Origin of the sequence: Phaeobacter sp. CAU 1743 (assembly GCF_039839315.1) — a bacterium.
GTDB lineage: Bacteria > Pseudomonadota > Alphaproteobacteria > Rhodobacterales > Rhodobacteraceae > Phycobacter > Phycobacter gallaeciensis_A.
This window is the reverse complement of the sequence record NZ_JBDOQR010000112.1, coordinates 1-8,326: the sequence shown is the minus strand read 5'-3', so window position 1 is coordinate 8,326 and position 8,326 is coordinate 1. Positions and strand designations below refer to the sequence as shown.

7 protein-coding genes are annotated in these 8,326 nt (G+C 61.1%); 6 read left to right on the top strand and 1 reads right to left on the bottom strand.

The genetic code is table 11. The features are described from left to right. Both AAFO90_RS23300 and AAFO90_RS23295 read left to right on the top strand, forming a co-directional pair. The coding region (locus AAFO90_RS23300) for a hypothetical protein (RefSeq protein WP_347510962.1) at positions 1-259 on the top strand (259 nt) is incomplete at its 5' end. Between the two features lie 74 nt (positions 260-333). After that, the gene (locus AAFO90_RS23295) at positions 334-1,557 is read left to right on the top strand and encodes a spondin domain-containing protein (RefSeq protein WP_347510961.1); all 1,224 of its coding nucleotides are present in this window, start codon (positions 334-336) and stop codon (positions 1,555-1,557) included. Positions 1,558-1,711: 154 nt separating this feature from the next. Here AAFO90_RS23295 and proS read toward each other — a convergent pair whose 3' ends face one another. Further along, complete coding sequence (proS, locus tag AAFO90_RS23290) at positions 1,712-3,067, bottom strand: proline--tRNA ligase (RefSeq protein WP_347510960.1); 1,356 nt, start codon at positions 3,065-3,067, stop codon at positions 1,712-1,714. Between the two features lie 170 nt (positions 3,068-3,237). Between proS and AAFO90_RS23285 the strand changes: the two genes are divergently transcribed. From AAFO90_RS23285 to AAFO90_RS23270, 4 genes are all read left to right on the top strand, one after another. Then, positions 3,238-4,602, top strand: a complete 1,365-nt coding sequence (locus AAFO90_RS23285) for an FAD-dependent oxidoreductase (RefSeq protein ID WP_347510959.1) — start codon at positions 3,238-3,240, stop codon at positions 4,600-4,602. A gap of 137 nt (positions 4,603-4,739) precedes the next feature. After that, entirely contained in the window at positions 4,740-5,810 is a 1,071-nt protein-coding gene (locus AAFO90_RS23280; protein ID WP_065270739.1) for an AI-2E family transporter, read from the top strand. Position 5,811: 1 nt separating this feature from the next. Further along, the gene (locus tag AAFO90_RS23275) at positions 5,812-6,522 is read left to right on the top strand and encodes a DnaA/Hda family protein (protein WP_347510958.1); all 711 of its coding nucleotides are present in this window, start codon (positions 5,812-5,814) and stop codon (positions 6,520-6,522) included. Between the two features lie 58 nt (positions 6,523-6,580). After that, positions 6,581-8,131 (top strand): Ppx/GppA family phosphatase, encoded by a 1,551-nt coding sequence (locus tag AAFO90_RS23270; protein ID WP_274840522.1) that lies wholly within the window; start codon positions 6,581-6,583, stop codon positions 8,129-8,131. The last annotated feature ends 195 nt before the right edge of the window (positions 8,132-8,326 follow it).

Below are 8,326 nucleotides of genomic sequence, written 5' to 3'. Positions count from 1 at the left end.
TCGGCCAAACCGCCGCTCAGGCGGCCAAGACGGGGCGAAAATCGCTGGAAATGACGCCTCAACCGCCCCAAACTGCCCTCAAGCGGCAACATCGGCGCAGCCGAAGACGTTGTTCAGACGTTCCTCAAATATGTCCGAATACATCGGCGCCAAAATTTCGCCTGAAACGTTAATTTTTCGTTTTTTTTATTTTAAATACCCACAAAGTAACCATTTCGTGACTTTACCCCCAGGATCACAGCGACGTCAGAGACTGTGAGGGAGCCCCCCCTTGGCATCTCCACAATTCCCCCAGAAAGTGCGCAAACTTCAATTCAAACTGAGGATAACTCAATGACCGATCTTCGCATCGTCGCAACCAACACCTCTGCCCACGGCGGCACCTACACGACCCCTTTCTGGTTCGCCGCCCACGACGGCAGCTTTGACCTCTACAACACCGGCGAAGCTGCATCGGCTGCTCTGGAAGCCCTGGCCGAAGACGGTAACTTCGCTCCGGCAAACGAAGCGGTTGTGGCCGCAGACGCGGATGCCGTAACTGGCGCAGTGCTGGGTGCAGGCACCCCGCCGATTCTGGCACCGGGCGAAACCGCAACCGCAGAATTCTCCGTTGATGGTTCCTCCAACGGTCACCTGTCGCTGGCCGCAATGGTCATCCCCTCGAACGACGCCTTTGTCGGCACCGCAGACTCGCTGCAACTGTTCGACGAAAACGGCCACTTCATGGGCGAGCAAAACATCTCCTTTGCAGGCAGCGACGTGCTGGATGCGGGCACCGAAGTGAACTCCGAGATCGCAGAAGAAGTGCCGCTCCTGGGCCAGATGGCTGCCAACACCGGCACCACCGAAGGTGGCGTGGTCGGCTCGCATGAAGGTTTCCTGCCCGAAGGCGAAGGCAACATCCTAGGCGGCACCAACGCGCTTGGCGAACACATCGACGCGGTTGCAGCAGACTTCACCCGTGACGGCGCGCAAATCGCTGACATCCACATCAACGAATACGCTGTGACAGAAGGCTCCAATGGTTTTGACTTCTTCCGTGGTTCCTCCGTGGATGATCTGGTCAACGGCGCCGGTGGCCGTGACGTTCTGATCGGCCGTGGCGGCTGGGACGAGCTGGACGGCGGCGAGGGCAACGATGTCCTGATCGGCAACAGCGGCAACGACATGCTGACCGGCGGCGAAGGTCGCGACATCTTGAAAGGCGGTAGCGGTAGCGACACTCTGGACGGTGGCGCAGGTCGCGACATCCTGAAAGGCAACAAGGGCAGCGACGTGCTGGACGGTGGCGCTGGCCGTGACCGCATGAACGGCGGCCACGATGCGGACCTCTTTGTGTTCCAAACTGGCTACGACCGTGACCGCATCATTGGCTTCGATGCGAACGAAGACACGATCGCGCTGCACATCGAAGGCGTCGAAAGCTTTGACGATCTGAGCGGTCTGGCCACCGACCACGGCAACCGCACCATCCTCGACTTCGGAGAAGGCGATGCGCTGGTAATCAAGGGTGTGACCTTTGATGAGCTGAGCGCAGCAAACTTCGACTTCCTCTAAGCACGCGTGCGCAGCAAGCTTTTCGGTTTGCTGCGCAACGTCCTGTAGGAATGGCGATTGATACAAAAAGGGGGGCATCACTGCCCCCCTTTTCCATTTCAGTCCCGCGTTTGGAGGTTTCAGCCTGGGGCCTTAACCCTCTGCGCGCCGCCGCTCAGAAGCCGCGGCCCGAGGCGTGCTCGGCGTAGATCTCGGCGATCCTTTTCACGGCGTCTTCCGGGGGCAGTTCCACGCTTTCGCCAGTCCGGCGCGAGGTGAGTTCCACCACGCCGTTCTTCAGCCCGCGCGGACCGACCGTAATACGCCAGGGCAGACCGATCAGGTCCATGGTGGCGAATTTGCCGCCCGCGCGCTCCTTGCGGTCGTCATACAGCGGGTCAAGACCAACCGCAGTCAGCGCGGCATAGATCTTGTCACAGGCCGCGTCGGCTTCTTCGTCGCCTTGCTTCAGGTTGACGATACCGCAGTGGAACGGGGTCACGCCTTCGGGCCAGATGATACCCTTGTCGTCGTGGCTTGCTTCGATGATCGCGCCAACCAGACGGGAAACACCGATGCCATGGCTGCCCATGTGTACGGGGATGGATTTGCCATCGGGGCCTTGCACCGTGGCCCCCATCGGTTCGGAATATTTGGTGCCGAAGTAGAAGATCTGACCGACCTCGATACCACGAGCACTGCGCTGGCGTTCGGCCGGGATCTGGTCGAACAGCGCCGCGTCGTGGGTTTCATCTGTGCGGGCATAAAGCGCGGTGAATTCTTCCATTACTGCGCGGCACTGGTCGTGATCGTCGTAATTGATGTCACGCTGACCAAGGCGGATATCGGTCACCGCGCTGTCGTAGAAGACTTCGCTCTCGCCGGTGTCGGCCAGCACCAGGAACTCATGCGTGTCATCGCCGCCAATGGGGCCAGAGTCCGCGCGCATCGGGATCGCCTGCAACCCCATGCGCTCATAGGTGCGTAGGTAGCTGACCAGATGACGGTTATAGGCGTGCAGCGCGTCTTCCTTAGTCAGATCGAAGTTATAGCCGTCCTTCATGTAGAATTCGCGTCCCCGCATCACGCCGAAACGCGGGCGGATCTCGTCGCGGAATTTCCACTGGATCTGGTACATGGTCAGCGGCAAGTCTTTGTAGCTGCTGACATGGCTGCGGAAGATATCGGTGATCAGCTCTTCGGCGGTGGGTGTGAACAACAGGTCGCGCTCGTGCCGGTCGGTGATGCGCAGCATTTCTTCGCCATAGGCATCGTAACGGCCGCTTTCGCGCCACAGGTCTGCCGATTGCATGGTGGGCATCAGCACCGGGATATGGCCCGCGCGCATCTGTTCCTCATGGACGATGCCTTCGATTTTCTTCAGAACCTTGAAGCCCAGCGGCAGCCAGGAATAGATCCCGGCGGCGGACTGTTTGATCATGCCGGCCCGCAGCATGTAGCGGTGGCTGACGATCTGGGCCTCTGAAGGCGTCTCTTTCAGAACAGGCAGGAAGTAACGGGACAGGCGCATGTCGCTCTCATTCGTTCAAAGGGGTTTTCAAGCGGTCTAAGCCATCGCCGCGCCTCAGGCAATCGGGCTTTGGAGTGGCGGCAGCGGTCAAACCGGATATTAGCCCGGAAACCACTTGAACCGCTGGTCAGTTTTGTAAATGCTAGTTCAAATTTTTTGCGGAGGCCCAGATGCGCGACACCATTACCGAACCCGCCCGGGAAATCCCCGTCGTACATCGCACCGATGTGCTTGTCGTAGGCTCTGGCCCCGGCGGGCTGGCGGCGGCACTGGCAGCAGCGCGCTGCGGGGTCGATGTGACCCTGGTGGACCGGTTCGGCTGCTTTGGTGGCAATATCACCGCTGTCGGCGTCGAAGGTTTTGCCTGGTACCGGCACGAGCAGACGGTTGAGGCTGGTGGCATCGGCTGGGAATTCGAGGAACGCGCCAAGGAGATGGACGCTGCCGTACCGGAAAGCCAGTCCCTGTCATACGAGCTGGACGCCGAAGGCTTCAAACTGGTCGCCGATAGACTGGTCGAGGAAGCAGGCATTCACCCGATGCTGCACCGCATGTTCGTGGCCCCGATCCGCGAAGGCAACCGGATCACCGGCGTGATCGTCGAATCAAAGGCAGGGCGCGAGGCGATCCTGGCTCAGCGGGTGATTGATGCGACAGGAGATGCCGATATCGCGCAGATGATGGGCGCCCCCACACTCAAGACACCGGTGGAGGAAATGCAGGCCGCAAGCGTGATGTTCCACATTGCAGGCGTCGACAAGCAGAAGTTCATGGAAGGCGTCAAAGCAGACCCGCAAACCTACCGGGACTGGTCCACCGGGGAATGGGAGGTGGAAACCTCCGGCAAGGAGGATGAGATGTTCTCTCCCTTCCTCGCCAAGCCTTTTGCGCAGGCCTTGCGCGAAGGGCTGATCCCGGCGCATCTCAATACCATCGGGGGCACCTGGGGGGCCGTCCATGACAGTGGTGAGATGACCTATATGAACCTGGTGCATCTCGCAGGCTGTGACGGCACCGACCCGGACAGTATGACCCGCTTTGAAATCGAAGGGCGCAAGCAGGCCATGCACGCGATCAATGCGCTCAAGGCCTATACGCCTGGCTGCGAAGGCGCACGGCTGCGCAATTTCGGCATGACCATCGGCATCCGTGATACCCGCAAGATCGACGCCCATCACAACATGACCGAGGATGAGACCCGCAATCAGGGCCGGTTCGAAGACACCATCGGCATCTACCCGGAATTCATCGACGGCTATGGCATCCTGATCCTGCCCACCACCGGGCGCTATATGCAGATTCCCTATCGCGCAATGCTGCCTAAAGGGGTGGAAAACCTGCTGGTGACGGGCCGCGCCATCGGCGGCGACAAGGTCGCCCATGCCGCCACCCGCAACATGGCCTGTTGCGCAGTGGCCGGTCAGGGCGCGGGCGTTGCCGCGGCACTATCCGTCAAATCCGCCTGCAGCCCGCACGCGGTGGACATTGCCGCCGTACAAGGTGAACTGACCCGTCAGGGCGTGCGCATCCACTAAGGCACAGCGCGCAGGAACGCCCCTGCCCCATCCAACCGCTCATTTGGCGGCACTTGCTGCTTGGCTGTTGCATGAGGCAACCGCATGGGCAATGACTGGGGTGATTGGCAAACAGATCTCAGAGAGGCGCTTGGCATATGGCACTTCCGGCGAAGAAGCAGTTTCAATACTGGGGCGTTGCCGCCGTGGTTTTCGCAATCGTTCTCTGGGCGCTTGGCGACGTGCTGCTGCCCTTTGTGCTGGGCGCGGCGATTGCCTATTTGATTGACCCCATTGCCGACCGACTAGAGGCCGCAGGCCTCAGCCGTACCGCCGCAACTGCGGTGATTACTATCGGCGCCATGCTGGTCTTCATGCTGCTGCTGCTGGTGGTGGTGCCGACGCTGATCTACCAGCTGAGCGATCTGATCCGGGTTCTGCCCGAAGCCTTTCGCGATCTGCGCAACTTTGCGCAGGAACACTTCCCGTCGATCTTCACCGAAGGTAGCCGCGCGCAGCAAACCATCGCCTCCATCGCAGGCACCCTTCAGGGCAAGGGGATCGAGCTATTTGAATCCCTCGTCGGCTCAGCCGTCTCGGTCGTCAACCTGCTGGTGCTTTTCGTGATCGTTCCGGTTGTCTCGGTCTATCTGCTGCTGGACTGGGACCGGATGATCGAACGGATCGACGCGCTGCTGCCGCTCGACCATGCGCCGGTGATCCGCAAGCTAGCCGGTGAGATTGACGATGTGCTTGCCTCTTTCATCCGCGGCATGGGCACCGTCTGCCTGATCTTGGGCGTTTACTACGCCGTCGCCCTGATGCTGGTTGGTCTAAATTTCGGGCTGGCGGTGGGGTTCATCGCCGGGCTCGTCACCTTCATTCCCTATCTGGGGGCGCTGGTGGGCGGCGCTCTGGCTATCGGACTTGCCCTGTTCCAGTTCTGGGGCGAATGGTGGTCGATCGGGCTGGTGGCCGGGATTTTTGCACTGGGTCAGGTGATCGAGGGCAATTACCTTACTCCAAAACTGGTCGGCGGATCCGTTGGCCTGCATCCGGTCTGGCTGCTGCTGGCCCTGTCGGTCTTTGGTGCGCTTTTTGGCTTTGTTGGCATGCTGGTTGCCGTGCCTGTTGCGGCAGCCTTGGGCGTAGTTGCACGTTTCCTCACGGGACAGTATCTGCACAGCCGTCTGTACCAGGGACTGAGCCACCGGGATTCGAAAAAGTAATATGGCGCAACAACTCAGCTTTGACCTGCCCGCCAAAACGGCTTTGGGCCGGGACGACTTTTTTGTCGCCCCGTCGAATGCCATGGCTGTGGCGCTGCTGGATCCGGGGTTTTCATGGCCCAGTGGCAAACTGGTTCTGACCGGTCCTGCCGGATCGGGAAAGACGCATCTGGCCCATGTCTGGGCCAGCCAGTCCGGCGCCCGGATCGTGGCGGCGGCAGATCTGACCGAGGCGATGGTGCCCGAGCTGGCAACCGCGCCCGTGGTCCTGGAGGACGTGCCGCAGATCGCCTCTGACAAATCCGCCCAGGAGGCCCTGTTTCACCTGCATAACTTGGTGCTGGCGAACGGGTTTGCCCTGATGATGACGGGGCGCGCGGCGCCCAACCTCTGGGGGCTGAGCCTGCCGGACCTGCAAAGCCGTGTTCAGGCCGCCACACATGCCGAGCTGCAGCCGCCGGACGATGCCTTGTTGGCTGTGGTGCTAGCGAAGCTGTTCAATGACCGCCAGATCACCCCGAAACCCGACGTGATCCCCTATCTTGTGGCCCATATGGATCGTTCGTTTGCTGCGGCAGCCCGGATCGTCGAACAACTGGACCGGCTGTCTCTGGCGGAAAAACGCAACCTGTCGCGCCCCCTAGCGGTGCGGCTGATGTCCGAAGACCGCAGTGTCGCGGGCGAAACCCGGGTTGCTGGGACCGGCGGTTGACCCCGGCCCCACCCTAAACCATCCTAGATTCGAGACCCAAGACGGAGCGCCGACACCCGTGACCGAGGATCCTGCCACCCCCGACGCCACCGCCGACTGGGGCCCCTTTGGCCGCCCGCTGTTCGATGATCCCGATTCAAGGGCGCTGTCCCGGGTCGGGGTGGTGGATGTTGGATCAAACTCCGTGCGTCTGGTCGTCTTTGACGGCGCGGCCCGCAGCCCGGCCTATTTCTACAACGAGAAGATCATGTGCGCCCTGGGGGCTGGCCTCTCGGAAACCGGGCGCCTGAACCCCGAGGGACGCAAACGCGCGCTGGCCGCGCTGCGCCGGTTCCAACACCTTGCCGATGGGATGGGGTTGCCACCCCTGTCGGTGGTCGCCACAGCTGCCGTGCGCGATGCCGAGGATGGCCCGGAGTTCTGCGCCGATGTGCTTCGCGAAACCGGGCTGAAGATCTGGGTGATCGACGGTCAGGAAGAAGCGCGCCTGTCCGCGCAGGGCGTGTTGTTGGGCTGGCCCGGCTCTTATGGCCTGGTCTGCGATATCGGCGGCTCCTCGATGGAGCTGGCGGAAATCCACGACGGCGAGGTCGGCAAACGCGTCACCTCCTCCCTTGGTCCGCTGAAACTGCGGGACATCAAGGGCGGGCGCCGGGGGCGCAAGGCTCATATCGCCGAGGTCATGGCGGAACTGCGCGAGGAAATGGGCAAGCAGACCGACCGTCTGTTCCTGGTCGGCGGCAGCTGGCGCGCCATCGCCCGCATCGACATGGCCCGGCGCGGGTATCCGCTGAAGGTTCTGCACGAATACCGGATGAGCGCCAAGGACGTGCGCGCCACCCTGAAATATATCGAGAAACGCGACATCGAAGAGTTGCGCGCCGAAACCGGCATCTCCAACGCGCGGATGTCCTTGGTGCCCTATGCGATCGATGTGCTGTCCCGACTGGTCAAGACATTCAAGCCCAAGGATATCGCCGTATCAAGCTATGGCATCCGCGAAGGGCTGCTCTACGAACAGATGCCCCAGCGCCTGCGCGAACGCGATCCGCTGGTCGAAGCCAGCCGTTTTGCCGAGGCCAAGGACGCCCGCATTCCCGGCTTTGGCAAGACGCTCTATGATTTTGTCATCCCGCTGTTCAGCAATGGGCCGCACACAAAGAAACGCCTGATCAAGGCCGCTAGTCTGCTACATGATGTCAGCTGGCGCGCCCACCCGGATTACCGCGCCGAGGTCTGTTTCGACAATGCCACCCGCGCCAACCTCGGCGGGCTGAAACATTCCGAACGTGTCTTCCTGGGGCTGGCGCTGCTGCATCGCTACCGCAACAAACGACAAGGCACCGCCTTTGAGTATCTTTACGATCTTCTGGATGAAAAAGGGCAGAAAGAGGCGGAAATCCTGGGCAAGGCGATGCGGTTTGGTGCTATGCTGATGGTCAGCGAAAACGGCGACATCGGTAAGCTGAAATGGCAACCGCGCAAGAAGCACCTCACGCTGGAACTGCCGAAAGCCTCCGAAGCCCTTTATGGTGAGGTCGCCGAGGCCCGCCTGAAATCGCTCTGCGACACGCTGGAGGCAGAGCTGACCGTCAAAATTGTTGGCTAACCCGGTCGGCTGCGTAGACCGATTGGGTCAACGGATGACAAAGGGGCGCGTCACCCTACGGCTTGCGCCCCTTAGAGCCCGATTTGAAACTAATTGAGTGAGTTCAGGAGGTTGTGTTTCTGTTCGGGTACGACACTGAACGGAGACCACGATGGCCTGGACCGAACTCACCCGCAGCCAGCATGCCCGTGAGGG